This window comes from Aquimarina mytili (genome assembly GCF_016735115.1).
GTDB classification, from domain to species: domain Bacteria; phylum Bacteroidota; class Bacteroidia; order Flavobacteriales; family Flavobacteriaceae; genus Aquimarina; species Aquimarina mytili.
In genome coordinates, this window is the sequence record NZ_JAERQJ010000005.1 from 264742 (window position 1) to 288502 (window position 23761).

The window sequence follows — 23761 nt, forward strand, 5'->3', positions numbered from 1 at the left end:
GAAGTGTTAAAATGTATTTGTTTTTTTTACACAAAAAAAACACATTTTAGCTCATAGATTACAATTTATTTTGGTCTTTATTCGACAGAAAAACAAACCCCTATTTGAATACTTCAAACAGGGGTAAACTTTATAATTTTAAAAGAAAAAGTGTCTATTCTTTCGTTTCTGTACTCTTGCTATCACCTCCGTTTAATTCTTTAAGAATTATCTCGGTTAGGTCTAACTCTTCTTTACCATATAGTATGTTGCTAGCCTCAGTATCTCCATAGATATATGTATATCCATTCTTCTTACCGTAGTCTTCAATATAGCTTTTAACTTTACCGATAATAGAGTCTATTTCTGCCTGGCTTCCTTGCTGTATTTCCTGCATTTTTGCCTGCTGTTCTCTTTGTAAAGCTTGTTGCTTACCCATTAATTCTTGTTCCTTTTTCTCTCTATTGGTTTTAGACATCGATTTCATAATGTTTTGATATCCTTGTACCTCTATCTGAAATTGTTTTGCTTTTTCTTCTAGCTCAGCTCTTACCTCATTATTACGCTTGGTCCACTTTTCTTGTGCTTCTTTCATTTCTGTATATTCAGAAACAACTTTTGTGTTATTTACATAACCGGTTTTTTCAGTTTGTTGATTACATGAGGTTAGAATTAAACCTGAAATTGCAATCCATAAAAATTTTCTCATTTTTCAAAAATTTAGTTCTGCGCAAAAATATCAAAGTTCGGGGATGTTATTCGTTATATCTTATCAAAATAACAAACTATAAGAAAAAACAATCAAGCTTATATTTAAAATAAGAAAAATCAATTAAAAGTTGGTCTAAATAAGCTTCTCTAATGGCTTTTTCAAAAAAAACTATAACAACCACACGCGAAAAGCAAAAAACAGCAAAATAGAGTGCTTAAAACAAGAAATACTATTTTTTCAGGATGTAAATGTGAGAAGAATACTCTTCAGTTCGCATTCCGTTCAAATTAGAACGCAAACCGATCCAAAATGCTTTAAAAAAATTCATTTTTCCGGTTTTATACTTTTCTGATAAAAGAGAGACATAAAATGAATCAAACTTCAGGGCTAGTGTTTTTTGTAAAATTAAATCATGTTCTACAAAAAGTTTCTGAATTGCTTTTTTTGAAAAATGCCAAAGATGTCTTGGCACATCATAAGCCGCCCAAAAAGATTTATAATGTTTTGCATCAAAGGATTTGAAATTTGGAACGGCGATTACCAAATGACCCCCAGGCTTTAAAAGTCTTTTCAATTCGTTAATTTGAAGTTGAAGGTCGGGCACATGTTCCAAAACATGCCACATTGTAATTATGTCAAATTTTTCGGATTCCAAGCTTTTTGTGTCAGGCTCTAAAAAAACTCCTTTTTCCTCTGCCAATTTTTTTGCCCGCTCATTTGGCTCAACACCCTTAATGTTCCAGTTCAATTTTTGTGCAAAGGCTAAAAAATCTCCAGTGCCCGCACCCAAATCTAAAAGTTCTCCTGCTCCTTTATTAAGACCAGAAATTAATTTCACTTTTTTATCTAACGAATACACTTTAACAAGATGGTATACTTTTTCGAAAAAAGATTTTTTTGAATCTGTATGAGAAATGTAATCTTCGCTTTCGTAATATTTTCCCAATTCACTTTCTTTGGGTTGTGGAGATGTTTGTAACATGTCATACTCTTTATCAAAAAGAAGCTGAAAAGTTTCTCCAGACACAGTATGATCTTTGCACGTAATAAAAAAATCTAAGTCTTGTTTTGTGCTCATTGTTATATAATCGGCAGATTAAAGTAATTATTTTGTTGCTTGTTCTTATCAAACAACCCTTTCTATATTAAAAAACATGGTTCAAAAACATCTTTAATGTTTCCTGATTTATATTAGGTATTTATACAAACTTAAAAGCACGTATCTCAATACCGTTTTGTACAAACAGATGTTCCACGTGGAACTATTCTTTAATTTTGTTATAAATTTCTATATCCAATAGTTCGCCTAGGGCATTTGCTTTATCCAAGGCGTCTTGATAATTCTCTGTTCTAAATATTGTAAATTTATTATTTCCCGTAAAAAAGCGAACTACAATTTTATCGTGTCTTTCTTTGGTTCCTATTGCGGCCACAGAACCCCATTCATTGTTTAGGCTTAAAGAAGTCGAAAAAACAGAAATATACTCAGGAAATTTTATCTTCAATTTGGTTCTATAAACTATAATCCCGAAAACAGCAAAAACTTTATAGTTATTAAAATCCTGGTTAATTTGGTAGGATATCGAAAATCCAAAAACGAACATCGAGATTATAAACAAAGCCAATCTAGAAAATAACGGCTCTGAGGCAAAAAACAAAAACAAAACAGAAAATAATAAAACAAAAATTGAAAGAATTCTTCCTTTGAGTGCTTTTTCTTGTCTACACGTTACACTTTTCATTATCGACCCATATAAACCAAAAGTACAGAAATATCACTTGGAGAAACTCCGCTAATTCTTGATGCCTGAGAAATGGTTGCCGGTTTTATTTTAGACATTTTTTCACAGGCTTCAAATGACAAAGATTTTAATTTTGTATAATCAAAATCTTTTGGGATTTTAATGTTTTCTAATCTATTTAATTTGTCAGCATTGTTTTTTTCTTTTTCTATATATCCAGAATATTTTACTTGAATTTCTGTTTGTTCTAAAACTTCTTTATCCAAGTTGTGTTCATTTATATAAGATTCAACTTTTTCAAAATTCCTCACATCTCCTAGATCAATTTGAGGTCTAGAAAACAACTTAAACATTTTTCCGCTTTGTTTAATGGGTGAAGAGTTTTTAGATTCTAAAACAGGATTTGCTTCTTCTGGAGAAACACTAGTGTCTTTAAAAAACTGAACAAACGCACTTGCCTTTTTTTCTTTTTCATCCATTCTCCTCAATCTTTCGTCTGAAGCTAAACCAATTTTGTGTGACATAGGTGTTAATCTAAAATCAGCATTATCTTGTCGCAACAGTGTTCTATATTCTGCTCGAGAGGTAAACATTCGATATGGTTCCTCTGTTCCTTTAGTGATTAGGTCATCTATCAACACTCCTATATACGCCTCGCTTCTTTTAAGAATAAAAGATTCTTGTTCTTTAACCTTTAGCGCGGCATTAATCCCAGCTATTAAACCTTGCGAAGCAGCTTCTTCATATCCTGTTGTTCCATTAATTTGTCCCGCAAAAAACAAACCAGAAACCAACTTTGTTTCTAATGTGTGTGTTAATTGTGTAGGTGGAAAATAATCATACTCTATAGCATATCCAGGTCTAAAGAATTTTACATTTTCGAAACCAGCCACAGATTTTAAAGCTTTAAACTGTACATCTTCTGGCAACGAAGTTGAAAAACCATTAACATATACTTCTACCGTATTCCAACCTTCAGGTTCTACAAAAATTTGATGTCTATCTTTGTCCGCAAAACGATTAATTTTATCTTCAATAGACGGACAATATCTTGGTCCTATACTTTTTATTCTTCCATTAAACATTGGCGAACGATCAAAACCTTCTCTCAGTAGACCATGAACCTCTGAAGAAGTGTATGTCATATAACATGATCTCTGTTCTGTTAACGGAGTTGTTAAATTAGTATAACTAAATTTCTCTGGGTTATCATCTCCTGGCTGTTCAATCATTTTGGAATAATCTAAAGATCTTCCATCCACTCTTGGAGGAGTTCCGGTTTTCATTCTTCCAGAGTCAAAACCTAAATCAACCAGTTGTTCTGTAATTCCTGTTGCGGCTTTTTCTCCTGCTCTTCCGCCTCCAAATTGTTTCTCTCCGATATGAATTAAGCCGTTCAAAAAAGTACCATTTGTCAGTACCACAGACTTTCCTTTTATTTCTAATCCAAGTGATGTTTTTATGCCTTTGATTTGATTGTTCTCTACCAAAAGTCCACTTACCATTTCCTGATAAAAATCCACATTTTGAGTTTGTTCTAAAAGCAATCTCCACTCTTCAGCAAAGCGCATTCTGTCGCTCTGAACTCTTGGGCTCCACATAGCCGGTCCTTTGGATTTGTTCAACATCTTAAATTGTATCGCGGTACGATCACTAACGATTCCACTATACCCTCCAAGCGCATCAATCTCTCTTACAATTTGTCCTTTTGCTATACCTCCCATAGCTGGGTTACAACTCATTTGTGCAATGTTTTGCAGGTTCATTGTAACCAACAATGTGCTACATCCCAAATTGGCAGCAGCGGCTGCAGCTTCACTTCCGGCGTGACCTGCGCCAACCACTATAACATCATACTCTTTTTCAAACATAACTCTTTAATTCTTGTTCCACGTGGAACACTGTTTTTTAACAAGCACTTTGTTCCACGTGGAACAAAACACTCAAACCAAGCCTTATTGTTCCACGTGGAACATGGCTAGTTTTTCATTTTCTTTATCTCTCATAAGCCCAGCTTCATTTGTGGTTTTGTCTTTATAACCACAAAAATGCAACACCCCATGAGCCATAACTCTTCTTACTTCTTCTTCAAAAGAGGCTTTAAATATTCTAGCGTTTTCTGCCACCCTCTCAAGAGATATAAAAATATCTCCTCCTAACTCATTTCCCATAGTGTTATCAAAACTTATGATATCAGTATATGTGTCGTGTGATAGAAAATCCTGGTTGATTTTTAGTAAATACTCATCATCACAAAAGATGTAGTTTATCTCTCCTAATGTCTTTTTTTCAGACAAGACAACTTGATCTATCCAAGTCTTAAGTTTTGCCTCTTCTAACAGCTTGCTCTTTGTTTCGTAAAAGAAATTAATCATTGTTCTTTTTAAAATACTCCTGTACTTTTCGTTTGTAATTTTGCCGCAAAGGTAATACTTGTCTGTTTAATATTTCAGTAGTATTGAAATATTGTTTCGCTTTGTCCAATCTGTTCTGATTTGCGTTTTCAAACTGCTCCTGATTTGTTGTACTTTCTCGTTTCTCTTCTTCTCCTTGTTCTAAAGCAGCGTCTTCTAATTTTAGTAGTTCGTGTTTTAACTCTAACATCTTTCCCAATGTTCTTTCGTTAAAACCCTTTTCTAATAACTCTTCTTCTACCTCCTGCATCTTTTTCAATAAATTATTGCCAATCCCTTGTCCTTTCTTTTCTTTGTTTATTCTATCAGAAAGCGCATTTCTAAGTTCTTGTTGTTGCTTAAAAATTTCATATAATTCACCATTAAGGTCCTCTCTTTGTTGATCAGATTCTCCATCCTCGCCCTCTCCTTGATTACTCTTATTTTTGCCGTTTTGACCTTTATCCTTACTCTCCTTTTGTTCTCCATTATCTCCTTCATTCTTCTCTCCTTTTTGCTGACCCTCTTTCTCACCCTTCTCCATTCCCTTCTCCATCTTCTCGTTTAGCTCTTCTTGTTTTTTAATAATATCCGGCAACTGAAATTCATTGGATCCTCCTTTGCCCTTTCCAGAAGCAGACATACTATTTTGCATTTGATCTAGTGTTCTGCTTAATAAATACGCCAAATCATTTGAACCTGTAACAGTATATTGTTGGTTTGCTGCGCCCTGTACAACCTGATTTTCGGCTAGCCTTTCTAACGACTTATCTATATTAAATTCGATGTCGGTAAGTTTTTGAGTAACACTTTCTGTGATCTGAGGAGTTCTTAAAGCAAGAGCGTAAAGGCTATCATCAACATGAATAAAGTTTTCTCTCAACACACTTTGCCTTTTAAGTTTTGAAGAATATGAAGGATTGTCTATGTCTATCTTTTTAAACTCTTTCATTAGACCCTCTTGCTCAATAGAAAAATCGACTAAGTTGTCTAAAACCTGTCTTAGCATTTCCATATCTTCTTGCTGCTGTTCTCCTCCTGCCATTTGCATCTGCATTTGCATTCCTTTACTCATTTGCTTCATTTTTTGAGCAGCACTTTTTTGATTCTTTTTAGCCTCTGTCTTGTTTTGTTTGTCGAGATTATCTGTAGCCTTTTCTTGTTCTTTTTTGATCTCCACTTCATCTTCTTTTTTCTGATCAATATCCATTGGTTTCTTTAGGTCATCATTTTGCTTCTTAAGCTCTTCCATTTGCTTTTGAAAATCATCAAATTCTTTGTTCAATTCTTCTTGTTTTTCTTTGGTGTTCTCCTCATTCTTCTTGGATAACTCCTCTTGCTTTTCAGACAAATCATTTAATTTTTCAACAAGTTTTTCATGTTTTTCTATAACATAATATCTTTTTGTCAACTCTAAAAGTTGTTCAAGATTTTTCTTAAGATTCTTGTTTTCCTTTTTAAGCTGATCGAGCTTTTTTGTAAGCTCTTCTTTTTGAATTTTATCTGTTAACTTTTCTATTTCTTCTAAAAGCTTTTCATTTTTTTTAAGACGCTCTTCGTTTCTTTCTAAGCGTTCTTTGAGTGCATCTTTAAACGGCTCTTCTTCCTTGTCTTCAAATTGATTTAAATTTTCCTTCAACTTCTTAGAAAAATCCTGCATCATTTTCTCTTGCTCTTTTTGTCTTTTTAGAAAATCCTCCAGCTTTTTTTTGTCGTTAAAATCTAGTCGCTTCTTTTCCTTTTGCAGTTTACTTAGGCTTTTTAATTCTTGTTCCTGTTCTTTGAATTTATCCAAAGATTTGTTCAAGCCAGAAATAGTTTCGCTTTGCTTTTGCAAAAGCTTACTTTCTTGTTCTTCTTTGGTCAACTTTCTGAAATCAAAAACCTGACTCTTCGTACTTTTATAGCTATGGATAACATCATTATCGAAAACTTCAAAATAGAACTCATAATTAACACCGGGTTCTAGATTAAGATTATCAGGAAATGCATATATAAATTCATCAAACAACGCCTGATTTATAGCTAAGTTCTTCTTAACTTTATCCTCTGGTTTGTTTTGATTATAATATACCAGTTGTAGCGTGCTTATCCCATAATCATCACTAACTCTTCCAAAAAAATAAATCGTTTGATTATCTATAGTATCCTTCTCAGATTTTAGGTTCATCTCAGGATATTGATCTCTAACAACATGTAAATTAAACGATACGTTGTCGTAATTTTCTACATTTTTATTTGAAGTCGTTATCTCATAATACAGATCTGAGAACACCTTATCGCTGTAAGAAAATTCTGTATTTTCCTGAATAAGAGAAACAACCGTATCCTTAGTTTTAAATTCAACTTTATCGGTATTTCTTGTATTAACCAACCAAGTAACTTTTGTTCCTTCAGGAACTATTGCATTACCCGAGCTTTTCAAAACTTCATCCTTTTTCCTGGTGTAAGATGGGTAATCCAATTTCATTTCAAAATCTAATAATGCCGGAATTGGAACTACATCGAGTGTATATGGTTTAGAACTAATATCATTGGCACTGATGGTAAATTCAATAGGTTTTTTAAGTTGAATAAACACATATTCAAACTCTCCTACACCGGTGTTTTTCAAAAAATAAACCTCATTATTATAGTTTATCGTTGCATTATCAGGAAACACATCTCCTACCGTTCTGACCTTAAGAACATAATCTTTGTTTTCAAAAGCATTAAGGTTCTTGTTAACAATAAAAAATTGAAAAGGAGCCGGTGGTTCATAGGCCACCTTGTAATTAACAACTCTTTCATAGCTGTTCGAGATCCAACTCGTCTTGTTAAAAGCTACAAGAATTAAAAATATAGCTATAGGTATTGCGGCATACTTCAAATACTTAACATTATTCTTAAAGCTAATCGCCAGTTTGAATGGTACAGGTTTTAATGCCTTCGATTTTTGTTCTATACTTGCAAGTAACAGTGAAGAAGATTCTTTATTCTCTTTTAATTGAAGAAGGTTTAATAACTTATCACTAACCTCTGGAAAATGGTTTCCAATTATACTAGATGCCTTTTTGTAATCAATGCCATCAGCTAATCGAAACAATTTAGCAATTGGTATTGCAATAAAGCGTATAAACAAACCAGCTTCTACTGACACAAATAACCAAAATAAGATGGTTCTTCCTGTGCTACTCAACCACAGAAAATTTTCTATTAGCAGAATGATTAAAAAATATAAAACACCAATTGCAAAAAACAGAATACCCCCTCGTATTAATTCATTGACATAATACTTCTTAATAAATTGCTGAAGCTTTCTCTTTATCAACTCAAAACTATCCATTCCCTAAACCCTATTTTTTCATTAACCTATAAAACTACGATTTTATTTTCAATAGGATTGTTATATTTATTATAATTCAAGGTGTTGCTCCTCAATAGTTTATTAAAAATTAAATGGTTATCTAATATTATCATTTCAATAGCGTACAGAAGATCGTATCTTTGTCGTTTATTTTAGGAGCGTTTATCGTTAAAAACACAATCATGACAAAAGACATTAGGGTTCGTTTTGCACCTAGTCCAACCGGGCCTTTACACATTGGAGGAGTAAGAACAGCATTGTTTAATTATCTTTTTGCAAAAAAACATAACGGTACTTTTGTACTAAGAATTGAAGATACAGATCAAAACAGGTATGTTGAAGGCGCTGAAGACTACATCAAAAATGCATTGGATTGGTGTGCCATTCCTTTTGATGAAGGCCCCGGAAAAGATGGTGGCTTTGGACCATACAGGCAAAGCGAACGAAAGCATTTATATAAAACTTATGCCGATCAATTAATTGAAAACGGGCATGCATATTACGCATTTGATACCGCCGAAGCTTTAGATGCACATAGAAAAGATCATGAAGCAAAAGGGAAAACTTTTATCTATAATTGGCATAATAGAGAAAAGCTTACAAACTCTTTATCACTTTCTGAACAAGAAATAGAAAACAGACTAAACTCTGGTGATTCATTTGTGATTCGATTTAAATCCCCTAAAGATGAAACCTTACATTTGGTGGATGAGATTAGAGGTGACATAAAAATTGACACTAACATTCTTGATGACAAAATATTATTCAAAAGTGACGGAATGCCCACATATCATCTTGCCAATATTGTTGATGATCATCTAATGAAAATTACACATGTTATCCGTGGAGAAGAATGGTTACCTTCTCTAGCCTTACATGTTTTGTTATATCGAGCCCTTGGTTGGGAGGCTCCAAGTTTTTCGCATTTACCTCTTATACTAAAACCTGTAGGTAAAGGAAAATTAAGTAAAAGAGATGGTGATAAAATGGGGTTCCCCGTTTTTCCTCTACAATGGACTGATCCCAAAACCGGCGATGTTTCTTCTGGTTATAAAGAAGAGGGATATCTTCCTGAAGCCGTTATCAACATGCTCGCATTTTTAGGCTGGAATCCGGGAACAGAACAAGAATTATTTACTCTGGAAGAATTGATAAACGAGTTTGATTTAAAAAGAGTAAACAAGGCCGGTGCAAAATTTGACCCTGAAAAAACGAAGTGGTTTCAGCAACAACATTTACAAAAGATCGATAACAAATTATTATCGCAACTCTTCAACAAAATACTTCAAGATAAAAATGTATCGACCTCCTTACCTCTTGAAAAAATCGTTGAAACCGTAAAAGAGCGTGCAACTTTCGTTAAAGATTTATGGGATCTTAGTAGGTTCTATTTCATATCACCTAGCGAGTATGATGAAAAAGCCATAAAAAAAGCATGGAAAGAAGAGACTCCAAACTTGATGCATGAACTCACAAGAATACTGCATGATATTACAGATTTTTCTGCCGATACAATTTCTACAATTGTCAAAGGCTGGATCACCGGAAAAGAAATAGGATTTGGCAAAATTATGATGCCTCTCCGTATAGCACTTGTTGGATCTCTTCAAGGCCCAGACTTATTTGAAATTGCTTCGATGATTGGCAAAGAAGAAACTATAAGAAGGATTGAAGATGCCATTGAAAAAAATTAATATCTCCTAACCTTATGAATTAAAAAAAGCGCTATTTCAAATCAATAGCGCTTTTTGTTTTTTATAGTTATACTGTAACATTTTTCAACTTTTGGCAACCAATATTAAAGTAACATTGCAAAAATTATAACTATGGGAAAACAATTTAAAGTACTAAAAATATCCAGTAACTGGTCATTAGAAAAGCTAAGACAAAAACTAGAAGATACTTTGAATACCCATTCTAAACAAGGCTGGGATGTTGTTAATATTTCTTTTTTAGATAATACGTATACTGCATTTGTAACAATATCAAAATAAGAGCGCTTTTTCATCATTTATTAGTACATTCATTACCAATTAATCATTAACACATAAAATAAAAACTATGGGATTTTATTTAATACCTCTATTTATATTTGGGTTTATTATTCTTATTTCAGGGATATTTACCGTTAAACAACAAACCTCTGCTGTCGTTGAGCGTTTTGGAAAATTCTTAAGCTTCCGTAATTCGGGTTTGCATTTTAAGATTCCTGTGTTCGATCGTATTGCAGGTCGTATTAACCTTAAGATTCAACAGTTAGATGTTCTTGTTGAAACTAAAACAAAAGATGATGTTTTTGTACGTCTTAAAATTTCAGTTCAATTTCAAGTTATAAAAGAAAAAGTTTATGATGCTTTTTACAAGTTAGAAAATCCACACGATCAAATTACTTCTTATGTTTTTGATGTTGTTCGTGCTGAAGTTCCTAAAATGAAATTAGATGATGTTTTTGAGCGTAAAGATGATATTGCAATAGCGGTGAAACAAGAACTTAATGAAGCTATGGTAAATTATGGATACGACATTATCAAAACATTAGTAACCGATATCGATCCTGACCTTCAGGTAAAAGAGGCTATGAATCGTATTAATGCTGCTGAGCGTGAAAAAGTTGCTGCTGAATATGAAGCCGAAGCTGAGCGAATCAAGATAGTTGCCAAGGCCAGAGCTGAAGCCGAAAGTAAAAGGCTACAAGGACAAGGTATCGCAGACCAACGTAGAGAAATAGCAAGAGGACTTGAAGAAAGTGTAGATGTTCTTAACAATGTTGGAATAAACTCTCAAGAAGCATCGGCATTAATTGTAGTAACACAACATTATGATACACTACAGTCTATTGGTGAAGAAACGAATAGTAATCTTATTTTATTACCCAACTCTCCACAAGCAGGAAGTGATATGCTAAATAATATGATTGCATCATTTACAGCCTCGAATCAAATTGGCGAAGAAATGAAAAAACAAAATCTTAAAAAAGGTCTTGGTCGTAAAAAGCCAGGAGCAGAATAACAAAAATCAATACTCAAAACAAACCTGATCAATAATGTTGATCAGGTTTGTTGTTTTTAGAAAATACAGCTCACTAAACAAGCATTTTTATAAATAAGGTAAAATTAAGGGCTTTTTTTCTCTTAATTTTGAATTAATATCATATTACATTACTCTTTATTTTTAAGCCCTTAAAATTCATCTAATAAAGCTGTTTTTAATAATTAAAACTTATTATTATAACATAACTATAAGAAATATTTATAATCAAAATACTTATCTTTACAAAAAATTATTAGTCCCATGAAAAATTACTTATTACTCCTCCTGTTTATTTCGGGAAGTGTTTTTTCACAAAACATAGACACATTAAAAAAATATGCGCTCAGAGACGCTAAAGCAACCTCTCAAGCTTCAATTGATAGAAATTTAAGTACCATGTTAAAATATACGCATCCAAGTATTTTTAAAAAATACGGAGAGCGAAAATTAATGGACACTATGGATGAAATTTTTAGAACGATGGATGCTCAAAATATAAAAATCATCAGTTCTGAAATCGATGAAGTTGCAGACATAAAAAAAGAAGGTAAAGAGTATCGTTCTTTAGTAAAAAACACCATCAAAATGAGTTTTAGCGGTCGCTCTGTTACTTTAAAAAGTTCATTATTTGGTTTCTATGACAAGAAAAAAGAACAATGGTATTTTGTAGAATCTAATAAGCTTTTAGATGACCCTGAAACCAAAGAAATATTTCCGAAATTCAAAACAGATATTGAAATCCCACTAGATGAACATATAGCAGATAATTAAAATATATTAATTATATATAATGAAAAAACCTCGCCATTGTTGACATGGCGAGGTTTTTAATTTTATCTCTATTTTTTAGAAATAATATTTATAAGCCATATTTGGATACCAATCTGGATGCTTCTTCTTTTAATAATTCATTCTTGTCCTCTACTGCTTTTTTTATAAAATCTTGAGCAGAATCATTCGGTTTTAATCCTTTCTGTTCTAAAACCACATCTAAAGCAATCATTGTAGAAATACGAGTACCTACTTTTTTAACTGCTGTTCCAAATAAAGGTTCCAATTCATCAATTTCAACTTTGGTAGCAGCTTCTTTAATCTTCTTTTTAAGCACTTCTCTCTTCTCTTCTGGCAAGTTGGCATACTTCTTCCCCGCTCTTCTTATTTCTTCTATTGGAGACGTCTTATTTTGATGATTTTGTTGTGGTTTGTTTGTAGCTTGCTGATTTGCCTTGGGTTTTTGTTTTGCCCAAGTATCTCTTAATCCCACCGTTTTGTTGAAAACCAATTTTTCTGGAGTACTATCCAAATCCACATTAAAATATCCAAGTCGTTGAAACTGAAATTGTTCTAATGGTTTTACGTCTTTAAGGCTAGGCTCAATATAACCTGTTATTGTTTTCAAAGAATCCGGATTTATAAACTCCATAAAGTCTTTTTCTTTATGGCCATCTGGTGCTTCATCATTAAATAATCGATCATATACTCTAACTTCTGCAGCAATAGCATGTGCTATAGACACCCAATGTAATGTTCCTTTTACATTACGTTTTGATTCGAGTGTTCCGCTTCCAGATCTACTTTCTGGATCATAGCTACAGTGAATTTCAATAATATTGCCATTATTATCCTTTACAACATTTTCACCTTTAATTATATATGCATTTTTAAGACGAACTTCTTTTCCTAAGGTTAATCTAAAGAACTTTCCTCCTGCATTTTCCTTAAAATCCTCTCTTTCTATATACAATTCACCAGAAAAAGGAACTTTTCTAAATCCTGCATTTTCATCTTCGGGATTATTTTCTGATTCTAACCACTCCTCTTTTCCTTTTGGGTAATTAGTAATTATCAATTTCACAGGATCTAAAACCGCCATTACCCTTGGAGCGGTTTTATTAAGGTCCTCACGAACACAAAATTCTAACAAAGAGACATCGATTACATTTTCCCGTTTAGCAACACCAACAGTTTCTACGAACTTACGTATCGATGCGGGTGTATATCCTCTTCTTTTTAATCCAGAAATCGTAGGCATCCTTGGATCATCCCATCCAGACACTATATTTTCTTCGACAAGCTTTAATAATTTTCGTTTACTCATTATAGTATAACTCAAATTAAGCCGTGCAAACTCTCTTTGTTTTGGTCGTATTTGATTGCTATATACCTGATCCAAAAACCAATCATACAGTTTTCTATGTGGTTTAAACTCTAAAGAACACAGGGAGTGCGAGATGTTTTCTATATAATCACTTTCTCCATGTGTCCAATCATACATGGGGTAAATACACCAATCCTCTCCTGTTCTGTGATGTGCTTTTTTTAATATTCTATACATCAACGGATCACGCATCAACATATTGGGGTCTGCCATGTCGATTTTGGCTCTAACTACATGTTCTCCTTCATCAAACTCACCCTGCTTCATTCTTTGAAATAAATCAAGGTTTTCTTCTACAGATCGATCTCTGAATGGACTATTTATTCCTGGCTCTGTAGTAGTTCCCTTTTGCTCTGCTATTGCTTCTGCAGATTGAGAATCTACATATGCTTTACCATCTTTAATAAGTTGAACAGTCCAATCATATAATTGCTGAAAATAATCAGAAGAATAACACTCTTTATCCCATTGATACCCTAGCCATGTAATATCATTCTTGATTGCGTCTACATATTCTTGCTCTTCTTTTGCAGGATTAGTATCATCAAAACGTAAATTAACCGGAGCATCATACTTAAGACCTAAACCAAAACTTATACCTATGGCCTTTGTATGACCAATATGCAAATATCCATTAGGCTCTGGAGGAAATCGAAAACGTAAATTTTCTTTATTTAATCCATTTTTAAGGTCTTCTTCTATAATTTGCTCAATAAAATTGAGTGATTTTTTTTCTTCTGACATCGTAAATTAAATGAAATACAAAACTACTAAAATTCTAATCTTGAAAAACAATCAATTCTTCTTTTTATAGCAACACGGCTTAATACAGTCTTTGATTAAAAAAGGGGTCTTCTCCCCTTTATTTATAACAAAGATTATATACCTTTGTCAAAAAAGATTGTGGGACTTATTAAACTGAAAAACATCAAGGTTTATGCCTATCACGGATGTCTCGTTGAAGAAAAGAAAATAGGTTCTGATTATAGAGTAGATCTGAAAATTAAAGCAGACCTATCAAAATCTGCACTATCTGACCGTTTGGGCGATACTGTGGATTATGTTCATCTTAATCATATTGTAAAAGAAGAAATGGCAATTCGATCTAAATTACTAGAACATGCGGCAGAACGTATTTTGGTTCGCATATTAAAAGAGCTGCCATTAGTAGATAAAGCTACTATAGATGTTTCAAAAATCAACCCTCCAATTGGTGGAAATGTAGAAATGGTAACTATTTCTAGAACAAAGAAACGTTAATTTTGTAGTATCAAATGCAAATGAATTTGGTTTTAATGTAAAATCATTTGATATATACTCATAAATTTTTTTACATTTGCCATCCAACCAAAAAACTGGTGTCGTGGCCGAGTGGCTAGGCAGTGGTCTGCAACACCATCTACAGCGGTTCGAATCCGCTCGACACCTCAAAAATCCTGTAACTAATTACAGGATTTTTTTATTTAAATTTAGATTCTGGAGTTATTTTTTCGATTTTATCTTGTATTCTCTGCTCCATAGTATCTGGTATTACTCCTTTTAAAATAAGAAATACACCAAAAACTATCATCATAATACTTATTATTCTTTTAGTAATGTATGTTCTTTTTGGGGTGAGATTTTTTTTAAGACGTTTGGCCAGTAACATTTTAAAGACATCTATAAACAAGTATGTTAACAAAACCACAGAAAAGAAATACATAATTCTATTCGTATTCATGTCTAACTGTGGACCTATAACTATGATTATACTTAACCAAAACCCTAATACTCCTATATTAATAAAATTAAGCAAAAACCCTTTTATAAAGAGCATTGCATAGTTGTGTTTATTAATTATTTCTACAGAGGTATCTCTTACTTTGTTGTAGTTTTTTCTTTCTTGTATAAAAGATATTGCCCCATAAGTCGATAATAACATGCCTCCAAAAATGAATAAAGCAGGATCATCTTTTATCTTTTCTAAAATTTGATTAGTACTAAAATAGGCAATAAGGATAAATACAATATCGGCAAAGATAACACCTAAATCGACGGCAAGAGCAGCTCTAAAACCCTTAATAGCAGCCGTTTCAAGGAGTACGAAAAATACCGGACCAATTAAAAAGGCTAGTAAAAATCCTAAAGGTATGGCAGCCTGAGCGTCTTGAAGCATTTGTTCTAAGCATGTTTATTGCAAAGTTAAAAAAACTACTTAGTTAACTTCAATAATTTTTCCGCCAAGAAGTTTTTGTGTATCTGCAGTTTTAGGATTTCCATAAATTTTTATGGTACCACCAGCATTTGTATTTGCTTTAATATATTCTGTTGCATGTACCTCTGCTGTTCCTCCGGCACTTATGGTTACTTGTGTGTGTTTCGTTTTAAGATCCTTACCATAATACTGTCCTCCTGATGTAATAACTACTTCTTGTTCTTTTACCAAACCATCAACCTTTATTTCTCCTCCAGAAATTGATTTCACAAATAACCTTTCTGTTTCAATTTGTGCTTCAATGCTTGCTCCTTCCTGTGCTCTAAGATCCAAAGAATTTGATACAATATTATCGTTAGCTACTACTATAGAACCTTCATTTACATCTATCTTATTAAGCTGAATATAGTACACCACCACTTTGGTGTTATTATTATCCCAAATATTATCCAAAGACATACTTATTTTTACTAAGTTATTCTTTTGTATAATATTAACATTCCTTTTCTTAATTCCTGAGATTTCTACTTTATTCTCATCACTTTGAATAAGCTCAACTTGTATCTTATTGAATATTTTTAATGCTGTAAAATCGTCTAAATCTTTAGAGATTATATCTTGACCCTGACCAGCATATACACATAATGTTAATAAAAGAAATATGTATTTTCTCATAGTTTAATATTTATTTGTCTCTATAAAATAAACGATACTTCTTTTTAATTATTCCATATCCTGTTTACTTCCTAATAAAGAAAAATCTAGATGTCTTTTTACCAGATCTGCATTTTTCACTTTTACATACACTTCGTCTCCTAATTGATAGATTTTTTTTGAAGTTTGGCCTATAACAGCATATTCATCCTGATCAAAAATATAATGATCATCTGGAATATCTTTAAGTCGAATCATGCCTTCGCATTTATTGCTTATGATTTCTACATAAATTCCCCATTCTGTTACTCCAGATATTACTCCAAGAAACTGTTCATCTTCATGATCCTTCATAAATTTTATTTGCATAAATTTAATCGAATCTCGTTCTGCGCTAGCTGCAAGATTTTCCATACTACTGCTATGGTTGCATTTTTCTTCATATTCTTCTTCTGCAACTGATTTTCCTTTATCTAAATAATGTTGTAACAAACGGTGTGCCATAACATCAGGATATCTTCGTATAGGCGATGTAAAATGAGAGTAATAATCAAAAGCTAATCCATAATGCCCAATATTATGAGTAGTATACTCTGCTTTACTCATACTACGTATCGCCAAGGTATCTACTAAATTTTGTTCTTTCTTTCCTTGAACATCTTTTAATAATCCATTAAGTGATTTTGTGGTAGTTTTACGATCTCTTAGATCTAGTTTATATCCAAATCGGCCAATAATGTTTTGTAATGCGGCTAATTTCTCATCATTTGGTTCGTCATGTACACGATAAATAAATGTTTTCTTTGGATTTTGTTTTCCTATAAATTCTGCTACTTTTTTATTAGCAAGTAGCATAAACTCTTCAATTAACTTATTAGCGTCCTTAGATGTCTTAAAAAACACTCCTACGGGATTGTTTTCTTCATTCAAAGAGAATTTAACCTCAACCTTATCAAAAGAAATAGCCCCCTCACCCATTCGTTTTCTTCGCATGATCTTAGCTAATTCATCTAATTTTAGAATGGCACCAGCTATTTGTTGATCTGCTTTATATTCTTTTCCTGTAAGTGAGATTTCTTTCGGAATCGTATTTTCTTGTGTTTCAATAATGTGTTGAGCCTCTTCATATGCAAAACGAGCATCAGAATAGGTGGCAGTTCTTCCAAACCATTGATTCTTAATCTCTGCTTTATCATTTAATTCAAAAACTGCAGAAAAAGTATATTTTTCTTCATGAGGTCGTAACGAACAAGCATTATTCGACAAAACTTCAGGCAACATAGGGACTACTCTATCTACAAGATATACAGAGGTAGCTCTTTCATAGGCTTCATCATCCAATATAGTACCGGGTTGCACGTAATGAGATACATCGGCGATATGGATTCCTATTTCATAATTACCATTTTCTAAAACCTGATAAGATAAAGCATCATCAAAATCTTTCGCATCTTTAGGATCGATAGTAAACGTAAGCGTTTTTCGCATATCCCTACGATTCTTGATCTCGGATTCTTGTATAGATGTATCCAGTGTATTTGCATACTCTTCTACTTCTTCAGGAAACTCATAAGGCAACCCATATTGTGCTAAAATAGCATGGATCTCGGTATTATGATCACCAGGTTTTCCTAAAACTTTTGTTATTCTTCCAAAAGGAGAATCTGCTTTTTCTGGCCAGTCTTCTAGCGTAACCAATACTTTATCTCCATCTTCTGCTTTGCCTATTTTATTCTTCGGAACAAAGACATCGGTATACATTTTTGGATCTTGCATCGATACAAAAGCATATTTCTTTTGAATCTCTATAACACCTACAAATTCATTTTTCTTACGAGAAATGATTCTAGTAATTTCTCCTTCACTTTTTCCTCTACGTTTTCTACGGTATATGTAGACTTCGACCTCATCACCGTGTAATGCTTTGTTTAAGTTATTACTTGGAATAAAAACATCATCTTCAAGGTCTTCAACAATTACATATCCAGAACCTTTTGATGTGATATCTAAAACACCTGTATACGTATTAATATTTGGTATGATCTTAAATTTACCTCTTCCTACTTCTTCAATTTGCTTCTTTGCAGCTAATTGTGATAATTTCTTGATTATCTGATTTCTACTACTAGCATCATTAACTCCAAATTTTGCAGCAATTTGTTTGTAATTAAAAGTATTGTTAGGTTCTGATTTTAATATTTTTAGTATTCCTTGGGTGATATTCTCAATTTTAGGGGACTTTTTTCTTCTTCTACTCTTTCTTTTCATTAATATCAATTATGTTATATATGATAAAAGTACAGCTTATCTTTTAACATCTGTAATTTATACTTTAAACTTTTATTAATACTAAAAAAGTATACGTGTTTAATAGTAATTTTTTATGTAATCTGTAAATCAATTATTTAGATTTGTTTTTTTTAAACAAATTAGAGTCTTTTTCTTAAAATTTACTTAATTTTAATACACTAGGATTAACTTTTAATCGTTAAATATGTATTTGCGATATGGGTAGAGTTAAAAAAATACACAATATTATCATCTTTTTTATTCTAATATTTTTATTAGGAGTCTATTCTTTTACCCTATATATAAATAATACTATAGATAAAAAAAATGAAAATATTGAAGAATCAGATGTACATGCTTCTGGAAAATTTGATCGCGAAGCAACAAAAATTAATTAACTCTCTTTTCCTCAATACCTAATCATTTTATTCATTAATTCCTGATTTTGTATATTTAGTATAACAATATACCTAAGGAAACTAAATTAAAATGAAAGATTTTATAGTTGTAAAAACGTATACCTATCCTCATGAATATGCCATTTTAAAACTACTTCTGGATAAAGAAGGTATTTCCTATTTTTTTGAAAATGAAACCATGATAGGTGTCTTTCCTTTTTACTCTAACGCATTAGGCGGTATAAATCTAAAGGTTCATCAAAAAGATAAACAAACGGTACTTCAGATCATAGATAATCTAAACACAGATTCTCATTTAAGAATTGTATAACATAGTTTTATTTTTAAATACTACTTTTCAACACATATTATATATATATTTTTTCTTTTTTAAAATTTAAAATTAATAATGATGATTATGATGTAGTGTTGATAGCGGTATAACTTTTACAGATTTTTTTTGTTTTTTTTGTTTGATGAAATTTTCATAAACATATAAACAGGATATTAAAACTATAAGAGCCTGAAAATGTTCTAAAAATGAAATTTAATTAACAGTTGTTAATAGATAATAAACACATAAAATTTTTGATATTTTGAGTCAAAAAACGAGTTCATAACATGAATCTAATATTTGAAAACTTAGCCAAAAATTTTGAAGTTAAAATTTTGATTTGTCTTCAACAGACTTGTATTCTAATAAAATCTAAGACGACCAAAAAAACTTTCTGAAAATTAGGAACTATTTATACACATCAGGTGTTAACAGAAGACTAGTAGTTATTAACATTTGCGTAACTTAGGGTTAAATTATTGATTTTTTGGAGTTTACTTTTTTAGATTAAAGTATCTTTGTTCAAACAAAGAAATCAACAAAAAAATGAGAATAGCTGTAGGTAACGATCACGCAGGAACAAACTATAAGTTTGAAATTATAGAATATCTAAAATCAGAAGGTATAGCCGTAAATAATTATGGAACAAACGAAGAAAATAGTGTTGACTATCCTGATTTTGTTCACCCAGTGGCACAAGATGTAGAAGCAGAGAATGTAGATTTTGGAATTTTAATTTGCGGTAGTGGAAATGGCGTAGCAATGACTGCCAACAAATATAAAACTGTTCGCGCAGGGCTTTGCTGGACAAAAGAAATTACAGAATTAACAAGGCAGCACAATGATGCTAATATTATATGTATACCGGCTAGGTTTACTTCACTGCCCCAGGCAATAGAAATGGTAAAGACGTTCTTAAATACTGAATTTGAGGGAGGACGTCACCAAAATAGAATTAATAAAATTCCAATGTGTGTATAATTTATGACCCACAAGCACGCCCATAACCACTCACATAGTCATCAAAAACTTACTGGGCGCAATTTGTTATTATCTATTTTACTAAACATAATTATTACAGCAGCTCAAGTAATTGGTGGCTTGGTGTCGGGTAGTCTTTCTTTATTGTCTGATGCCTTACACAATTTTAGTGATGTTCTTTCATTAATTGTAAGCTATTTTGCAAATCGACTTGCAAAAAAGGAGGCATCTATTAAAAGAACTTTTGGATTTAAAAGAGCAGAGATTATGGCAGCATTTATAAATGCTGCATCATTAATGGTAATTGCGATTATTTTAATTTTTGAAGCCATAGAACGCTTACAAAATCCACAAGAAATAAGTGCTCAAATTGTAATCATTCTTTCTGGTATTGCTATTCTCGGAAATGGACTTAGTGTTTTACTATTAAAAAGAGATAGTAAAGTAAACATGAATATGCGTTCGGCATATTTGCATTTAATTACTGATTTGATGGCCTCTGTTGCTGTTTTAGCAGGAGGATTGTTAATGAGGTTTTATAATGTTTTTTGGGTTGACAGTGTATTAACTTTTGCTATTGCTATATACTTAGTTATAGTAGGTTATGATTTATTAAAAAGATCCTTTAGGATACTTATGTTATATACACCAGACACTATTGAAGTAAAAAATATTGTTACTATTATAAATGCCTTACCAAAAATAAAAAGCATACACCATGTGCATGTATGGCAACTTAATGAAGAGGAAACGCATTTAGAAGCGCACATAGATTTTGAAACTAATATTCAGGTTTCTGAATTCGGGACAATATTAAGTGAAATAGAAGACATACTTCACAAAAAATTTGGAATAAATCATGTAACCCTTCAACCAGAATTCGGAAAGAAGGATAATAAAGACATTATTGTACAAGATTAATACTATGGATGTTAGATTTGAAATAAAGCGATTTGATGAACTATCTACGATAGAACTATATAAAATTCTGCGCTTACGCGCAGAGGTTTTTGTTGTAGAACAGGATTGTGTATATCAGGACATAGATGATAAAGATCAAAAAGCAATACATGTTATAGGATATAAAAAAGATGAAATTATTGCCTATACAAGATTATTTGATGATGGTGATTATTTTGAAAACGCTAGTATTGGAAGGGTAGTGGTGTCTGAAAAAGAAAGGAAATACGGGTATGGTCATGACCTTATAGAAAAAAGTATAGAAGCTATTAAGGAGGTCTATGAAAGGCACACTATAAAAATATCAGCACAAACCTATCTAAAAAAATTTTACGAATCTCATGGGTTTACACAAGTAGGAGAGGAGTATCTTGAGGATGGTATACCGCATATCGGTATGATTAGGCAATGTTAAAAATCGACCTCATAAGCTATAATAACCCATGAGGTTTGATTGGTGTATTACTTATTTTAGAATCTCCTGATACTTACCTTTATTATTCAATATTTCTTGAGCTTTATTTACTTCGGGGTTGTTTTTAACATAATAGTTGTACAACCCTTCTTTATAGAAATAGCGCTTAATAATCTCATCGGTAAGCTGGTTAATGATTTCTTTTTTATGCGTATCTAATGCTTTTTCTTTCGATTTTTTTATCGAAGCTAATAGCGCATCGTAACTTGATGAAATATCAGAATCCAACTTTTCTTTTTTAGCAACTTCTAAAGACTTTTTGAAAGATTTTTCTGTTTGTGTTTCAAAGTTAAAGTCACCTTTCTTTACATACGTTTTAAAATCTTCGTAATCTGTATCAGTAAATTTAAAGTCTTCAGCCTTTTTTAGTTGATGAGAGTAATAATATTTGGTTGCATAACCAAAAATCGCATCAGATTTCAGGAGAGCCGTTGTAATTTTGCTGAACTTCGAGGTTTCTAATGCAATGTCGGGTTGTATTCCACCGCCATCATAAACTGTTCTTCCATTTTTAGTTTTAAAAGCCTTAAAATCTTTTTCGTCAATTCTTACGGCATTATTGTTTTTATCTCTATTCCAATAATCTAAGGCCTGAATACAGCGTCCGCTAGGGGTGTAGTATCTAGAAATAGTAATCTTTAATTGTGTTCCGTAAGTCAACTTTTTAGGTCGTTGTACTAAACCTTTACCAAAGCTTCTTGCGCCTATAACAATTCCTCTGTCTAAGTCCTGTATACCTCCGGCTACAATTTCACTTGCAGAAGCACTTCGACCATTTACGAGCACAACCAAAGGGATTTCAATATCAACAGGATCCTTTTTGGTATAATATTCTTTGTTATATTTTTTTACAACTGATTTTGTAGTGGTAATTAATTCGCCTTTAGGAACAAAAATGTTAGTAACGTTTATTGCTTCACTCAATAAACCACCAGGATTTCCTCTTAGGTCTAAAATTATTTTATCAGCGCCTTTAGCTTTTAGATCTTTTAAGGCATCTATGGTTTCACTTGAGGCTTTACTATTAAACTTTGATAATACAATATATCCGGCATTATCATCGAGTAAGGTGTAAAACGGTACTGCATCTACTTCTATTTCTTCTCTTGTAAGCACAGTGGTTTTAGTCTCGCCTTGTCTTTTGTAGGTAATGTCTACTTTAGTGCCGCTAGCTCCTTTAAGAAGCTCTCCTGCATCTTCTTTAAAATCGGTAACCTTTATGTCTCCTATCTGTATAATCTCATCTCCGGCCTTTAAACCAGCTTTGTCGGCAGGATAATCTTTATACGGCTCCATAATGATGATCTTATCCTTAATAGTTTTTACAGATGCACCAATGCCAGTGTACTCTCCGGCATTACGTATTTTGGAAGCCTCTACATCCTGCTCGTTCCAATATTTTGTATACGGATCCAGGTCATCTAACATTGCTTTTATCGCAGTATCCATTAATTCAGCAGGGTTGGTTTCATCTACATAATTCATGTTTAGTTCTTTAAACATTGTAGTGAAGATTTCAATTTGCTTGGCGATTTCAAAAAAATCAGACTTAAAACTAACTGTTGATAATAATATGGCAACAGCAATTATTGGATAAACAATTCTCTTTTTCATGAGCATAAATTTAAATAAGATCAGAAACTACAGACATACGCTGGATACTAGTTGGATTCAATTTCTTGTTTAACAAAGTGTTGTAATATTCCTTTAATTTTAGATTCGATTAAAGAGTATTCAGGCATTTCTTTTCCCGAAAATAAAAACATAAAAGTGAATTGATGGGTAGTGTTGGGTACAATATACTTATTTTTTCTATAACTTTCGCGTAATAAACGCTTTATACGGTTACGATCAACCGCTTTTTTAAAATTGCGTTTACTAACCGAAACACCAACCTTGAATGTAACATCATCATCAAAATTAGATTTCCTATATACCAAACGAATTGGGTATTTGGAGATTGATTTCCCTTCAGAAAACAACAAATCTATTGCCTTACTACTTTTTAATTTTTCTTTTTTATTAAAAGTTGCTTCCATCACGTGTTAAATGTAGTAATAAGATTTCTTATACAAGGTGTTATAAAAAACCGGCTTTAAAATTTTTTAAAGCCGGC

22 protein-coding genes and 1 tRNA gene are annotated in these 23761 nt (G+C 32.2%); 11 read left to right on the top strand and 12 right to left on the bottom strand.

The window, feature by feature from the left end:
* Nucleotides 1–154 precede the first annotated feature (154 nt).
* From JJQ60_RS14310 to JJQ60_RS14335, 6 genes are all read right to left on the bottom strand, one after another.
* On the bottom strand, nt 155–688 hold the full coding sequence (locus tag JJQ60_RS14310) for an OmpH family outer membrane protein (RefSeq protein WP_201921437.1): 534 nt from the start codon (nt 686–688) through the stop codon (nt 155–157).
* Nucleotides 689–920: 232 nt separating this feature from the next.
* The gene (locus tag JJQ60_RS14315) at nt 921–1769 is read right to left on the bottom strand and encodes a class I SAM-dependent methyltransferase (RefSeq protein ID WP_201921440.1); all 849 of its coding nucleotides are present in this window, start codon (nt 1767–1769) and stop codon (nt 921–923) included.
* Between the two features lie 184 nt (nt 1770–1953).
* On the bottom strand, nt 1954–2433 hold the full coding sequence (locus JJQ60_RS14320) for a hypothetical protein (RefSeq protein WP_201921443.1): 480 nt from the start codon (nt 2431–2433) through the stop codon (nt 1954–1956).
* Nucleotides 2433–4304: a tRNA uridine-5-carboxymethylaminomethyl(34) synthesis enzyme MnmG gene (gene mnmG, locus JJQ60_RS14325; protein ID WP_201921446.1), complete on the bottom strand. Its 1872-nt coding sequence runs from the start codon at nt 4302–4304 to the stop codon at nt 2433–2435. Before mnmG ends, JJQ60_RS14320 begins: the two co-directional genes overlap by 1 nt.
* Nucleotides 4305–4388: 84 nt before the next feature.
* A complete protein-coding gene (ybeY, locus tag JJQ60_RS14330) occupies nt 4389–4808 on the bottom strand; it encodes an rRNA maturation RNase YbeY (protein WP_201921461.1) in 420 nt (139 codons plus the stop codon).
* Entirely contained in the window at nt 4801–8151 is a 3351-nt protein-coding gene (locus JJQ60_RS14335; RefSeq protein ID WP_201921464.1) for a DUF4175 family protein, read from the bottom strand. The genes ybeY and JJQ60_RS14335 overlap by 8 nt, the downstream gene beginning before the upstream one ends.
* Nucleotides 8152–8354: 203 nt before the next feature.
* Between JJQ60_RS14335 and gltX the strand changes: the two genes are divergently transcribed.
* The 4 genes from gltX (at nt 8355) to JJQ60_RS14355 (ending at nt 11973) form a co-directional block, all read left to right on the top strand.
* Complete coding sequence (gene gltX, locus JJQ60_RS14340; RefSeq protein WP_201921467.1) at nt 8355–9866, top strand: glutamate--tRNA ligase; 1512 nt, start codon at nt 8355–8357, stop codon at nt 9864–9866.
* 132 nt (nt 9867–9998) lie between these two features.
* Nucleotides 9999–10166: a hypothetical protein gene (locus JJQ60_RS14345; RefSeq protein WP_201921470.1), complete on the top strand. Its 168-nt coding sequence runs from the start codon at nt 9999–10001 to the stop codon at nt 10164–10166.
* Nucleotides 10167–10233: 67 nt separating this feature from the next.
* Nucleotides 10234–11181, top strand: a complete 948-nt coding sequence (locus JJQ60_RS14350; RefSeq protein WP_201921474.1) for an SPFH domain-containing protein — start codon at nt 10234–10236, stop codon at nt 11179–11181.
* A gap of 282 nt (nt 11182–11463) precedes the next feature.
* Nucleotides 11464–11973, top strand: a complete 510-nt coding sequence (locus tag JJQ60_RS14355) for a hypothetical protein (RefSeq protein WP_201921477.1) — start codon at nt 11464–11466, stop codon at nt 11971–11973.
* Nucleotides 11974–12061: 88 nt separating this feature from the next.
* On the opposite strand, the gene JJQ60_RS14360 is transcribed toward JJQ60_RS14355, so the two are convergent.
* On the bottom strand, nt 12062–14104 hold the full coding sequence (locus JJQ60_RS14360) for a glutamine--tRNA ligase/YqeY domain fusion protein (protein ID WP_201921480.1): 2043 nt from the start codon (nt 14102–14104) through the stop codon (nt 12062–12064).
* A 159-nt stretch (nt 14105–14263) separates the two neighbouring features.
* On the opposite strand from JJQ60_RS14360, the gene folB reads away from it, so the two are divergent.
* Entirely contained in the window at nt 14264–14620 is a 357-nt protein-coding gene (folB, locus tag JJQ60_RS14365) for a dihydroneopterin aldolase (RefSeq protein WP_201921580.1), read from the top strand.
* Between the two features lie 97 nt (nt 14621–14717).
* Nucleotides 14718–14788: transfer RNA gene (locus JJQ60_RS14370), tRNA-Cys, on the top strand.
* Between the two features lie 31 nt (nt 14789–14819).
* Here the strand turns inward: JJQ60_RS14370 and JJQ60_RS14375 are convergent.
* From JJQ60_RS14375 to rnr, 3 genes are read right to left on the bottom strand one after another with little or no spacing between them, the layout of a single operon-like run.
* Nucleotides 14820–15515 carry a LysE family translocator gene (locus JJQ60_RS14375; protein WP_201921483.1) on the bottom strand — a complete coding sequence of 232 codons (696 nt, stop codon included), beginning with the start codon at nt 15513–15515 and terminating at the stop codon, nt 14820–14822.
* A 39-nt stretch (nt 15516–15554) separates the two neighbouring features.
* Entirely contained in the window at nt 15555–16229 is a 675-nt protein-coding gene (locus JJQ60_RS14380; RefSeq protein WP_201921486.1) for a head GIN domain-containing protein, read from the bottom strand.
* Between the two features lie 48 nt (nt 16230–16277).
* Nucleotides 16278–18476 (bottom strand): ribonuclease R, encoded by a 2199-nt coding sequence (gene rnr / locus JJQ60_RS14385; protein ID WP_201921489.1) that lies wholly within the window; start codon nt 18474–18476, stop codon nt 16278–16280.
* Nucleotides 18477–18715: 239 nt separating this feature from the next.
* Here rnr and JJQ60_RS14390 point away from each other — a divergent pair, with 239 nt between their 5' ends.
* The 5 genes from JJQ60_RS14390 (at nt 18716) to JJQ60_RS14410 (ending at nt 21585) form a co-directional block, all read left to right on the top strand.
* Nucleotides 18716–18895, top strand: coding sequence for a hypothetical protein (locus tag JJQ60_RS14390; protein ID WP_201921491.1), 180 nt, complete (start codon nt 18716–18718; stop codon nt 18893–18895).
* A gap of 91 nt (nt 18896–18986) precedes the next feature.
* Nucleotides 18987–19226: a DUF2007 domain-containing protein gene (locus tag JJQ60_RS14395; protein ID WP_201921494.1), complete on the top strand. Its 240-nt coding sequence runs from the start codon at nt 18987–18989 to the stop codon at nt 19224–19226.
* A gap of 549 nt (nt 19227–19775) precedes the next feature.
* A complete protein-coding gene (gene rpiB / locus JJQ60_RS14400; protein WP_201921496.1) occupies nt 19776–20210 on the top strand; it encodes a ribose 5-phosphate isomerase B in 435 nt (144 codons plus the stop codon).
* A 3-nt stretch (nt 20211–20213) separates the two neighbouring features.
* On the top strand, nt 20214–21131 hold the full coding sequence (locus JJQ60_RS14405; RefSeq protein ID WP_201921499.1) for a cation diffusion facilitator family transporter: 918 nt from the start codon (nt 20214–20216) through the stop codon (nt 21129–21131).
* A gap of 4 nt (nt 21132–21135) precedes the next feature.
* Complete coding sequence (locus JJQ60_RS14410; RefSeq protein WP_201921502.1) at nt 21136–21585, top strand: GNAT family N-acetyltransferase; 450 nt, start codon at nt 21136–21138, stop codon at nt 21583–21585.
* A 51-nt stretch (nt 21586–21636) separates the two neighbouring features.
* Here JJQ60_RS14410 and JJQ60_RS14415 read toward each other — a convergent pair whose 3' ends face one another.
* Both JJQ60_RS14415 and rnpA read right to left on the bottom strand, forming a co-directional pair.
* Nucleotides 21637–23259, bottom strand: a complete 1623-nt coding sequence (locus JJQ60_RS14415) for a S41 family peptidase (RefSeq protein ID WP_201921505.1) — start codon at nt 23257–23259, stop codon at nt 21637–21639.
* 47 nt (nt 23260–23306) lie between these two features.
* Nucleotides 23307–23684, bottom strand: coding sequence for a ribonuclease P protein component (gene rnpA / locus JJQ60_RS14420; protein WP_201921508.1), 378 nt, complete (start codon nt 23682–23684; stop codon nt 23307–23309).
* Nucleotides 23685–23761: the final 77 nt, after the last annotated feature.

Bases quoted from the DNA above. Each gene is read 5' to 3' on its own strand.
- JJQ60_RS14310 (WP_201921437.1), bottom strand. From the start codon at position 688: ATGAGAAAATTTTTATGGATTGCAATTTCAGGTTTAATTCTAACCTCA.
- JJQ60_RS14315 (WP_201921440.1), bottom strand. From the start codon at position 1,769: ATGAGCACAAAACAAGACTTAGATTTTTTTATTACGTGCAAAGATCAT.
- JJQ60_RS14320 (WP_201921443.1), bottom strand. From the start codon at position 2,433: ATGAAAAGTGTAACGTGTAGACAAGAAAAAGCACTCAAAGGAAGAATT.
- mnmG (WP_201921446.1), bottom strand. From the start codon at position 4,304: ATGTTTGAAAAAGAGTATGATGTTATAGTGGTTGGCGCAGGTCACGCC.
- ybeY (WP_201921461.1), bottom strand. From the start codon at position 4,808: ATGATTAATTTCTTTTACGAAACAAAGAGCAAGCTGTTAGAAGAGGCA.
- JJQ60_RS14335 (WP_201921464.1), bottom strand. From the start codon at position 8,151: ATGGATAGTTTTGAGTTGATAAAGAGAAAGCTTCAGCAATTTATTAAG.
- gltX (WP_201921467.1), top strand. From the start codon at position 8,355: ATGACAAAAGACATTAGGGTTCGTTTTGCACCTAGTCCAACCGGGCCT.
- JJQ60_RS14345 (WP_201921470.1), top strand. From the start codon at position 9,999: ATGGGAAAACAATTTAAAGTACTAAAAATATCCAGTAACTGGTCATTA.
- JJQ60_RS14350 (WP_201921474.1), top strand. From the start codon at position 10,234: ATGGGATTTTATTTAATACCTCTATTTATATTTGGGTTTATTATTCTT.
- JJQ60_RS14355 (WP_201921477.1), top strand. From the start codon at position 11,464: ATGAAAAATTACTTATTACTCCTCCTGTTTATTTCGGGAAGTGTTTTT.
- JJQ60_RS14360 (WP_201921480.1), bottom strand. From the start codon at position 14,104: ATGTCAGAAGAAAAAAAATCACTCAATTTTATTGAGCAAATTATAGAA.
- JJQ60_RS14375 (WP_201921483.1), bottom strand. From the start codon at position 15,515: ATGCTTCAAGACGCTCAGGCTGCCATACCTTTAGGATTTTTACTAGCC.
- JJQ60_RS14380 (WP_201921486.1), bottom strand. From the start codon at position 16,229: ATGAGAAAATACATATTTCTTTTATTAACATTATGTGTATATGCTGGT.
- rnr (WP_201921489.1), bottom strand. From the start codon at position 18,476: ATGAAAAGAAAGAGTAGAAGAAGAAAAAAGTCCCCTAAAATTGAGAAT.
- JJQ60_RS14390 (WP_201921491.1), top strand. From the start codon at position 18,716: ATGGGTAGAGTTAAAAAAATACACAATATTATCATCTTTTTTATTCTA.
- JJQ60_RS14395 (WP_201921494.1), top strand. From the start codon at position 18,987: ATGAAAGATTTTATAGTTGTAAAAACGTATACCTATCCTCATGAATAT.
- rpiB (WP_201921496.1), top strand. From the start codon at position 19,776: ATGAGAATAGCTGTAGGTAACGATCACGCAGGAACAAACTATAAGTTT.
- JJQ60_RS14405 (WP_201921499.1), top strand. From the start codon at position 20,214: ATGACCCACAAGCACGCCCATAACCACTCACATAGTCATCAAAAACTT.
- JJQ60_RS14410 (WP_201921502.1), top strand. From the start codon at position 21,136: ATGGATGTTAGATTTGAAATAAAGCGATTTGATGAACTATCTACGATA.
- JJQ60_RS14415 (WP_201921505.1), bottom strand. From the start codon at position 23,259: ATGAAAAAGAGAATTGTTTATCCAATAATTGCTGTTGCCATATTATTA.
- rnpA (WP_201921508.1), bottom strand. From the start codon at position 23,684: ATGGAAGCAACTTTTAATAAAAAAGAAAAATTAAAAAGTAGTAAGGCA.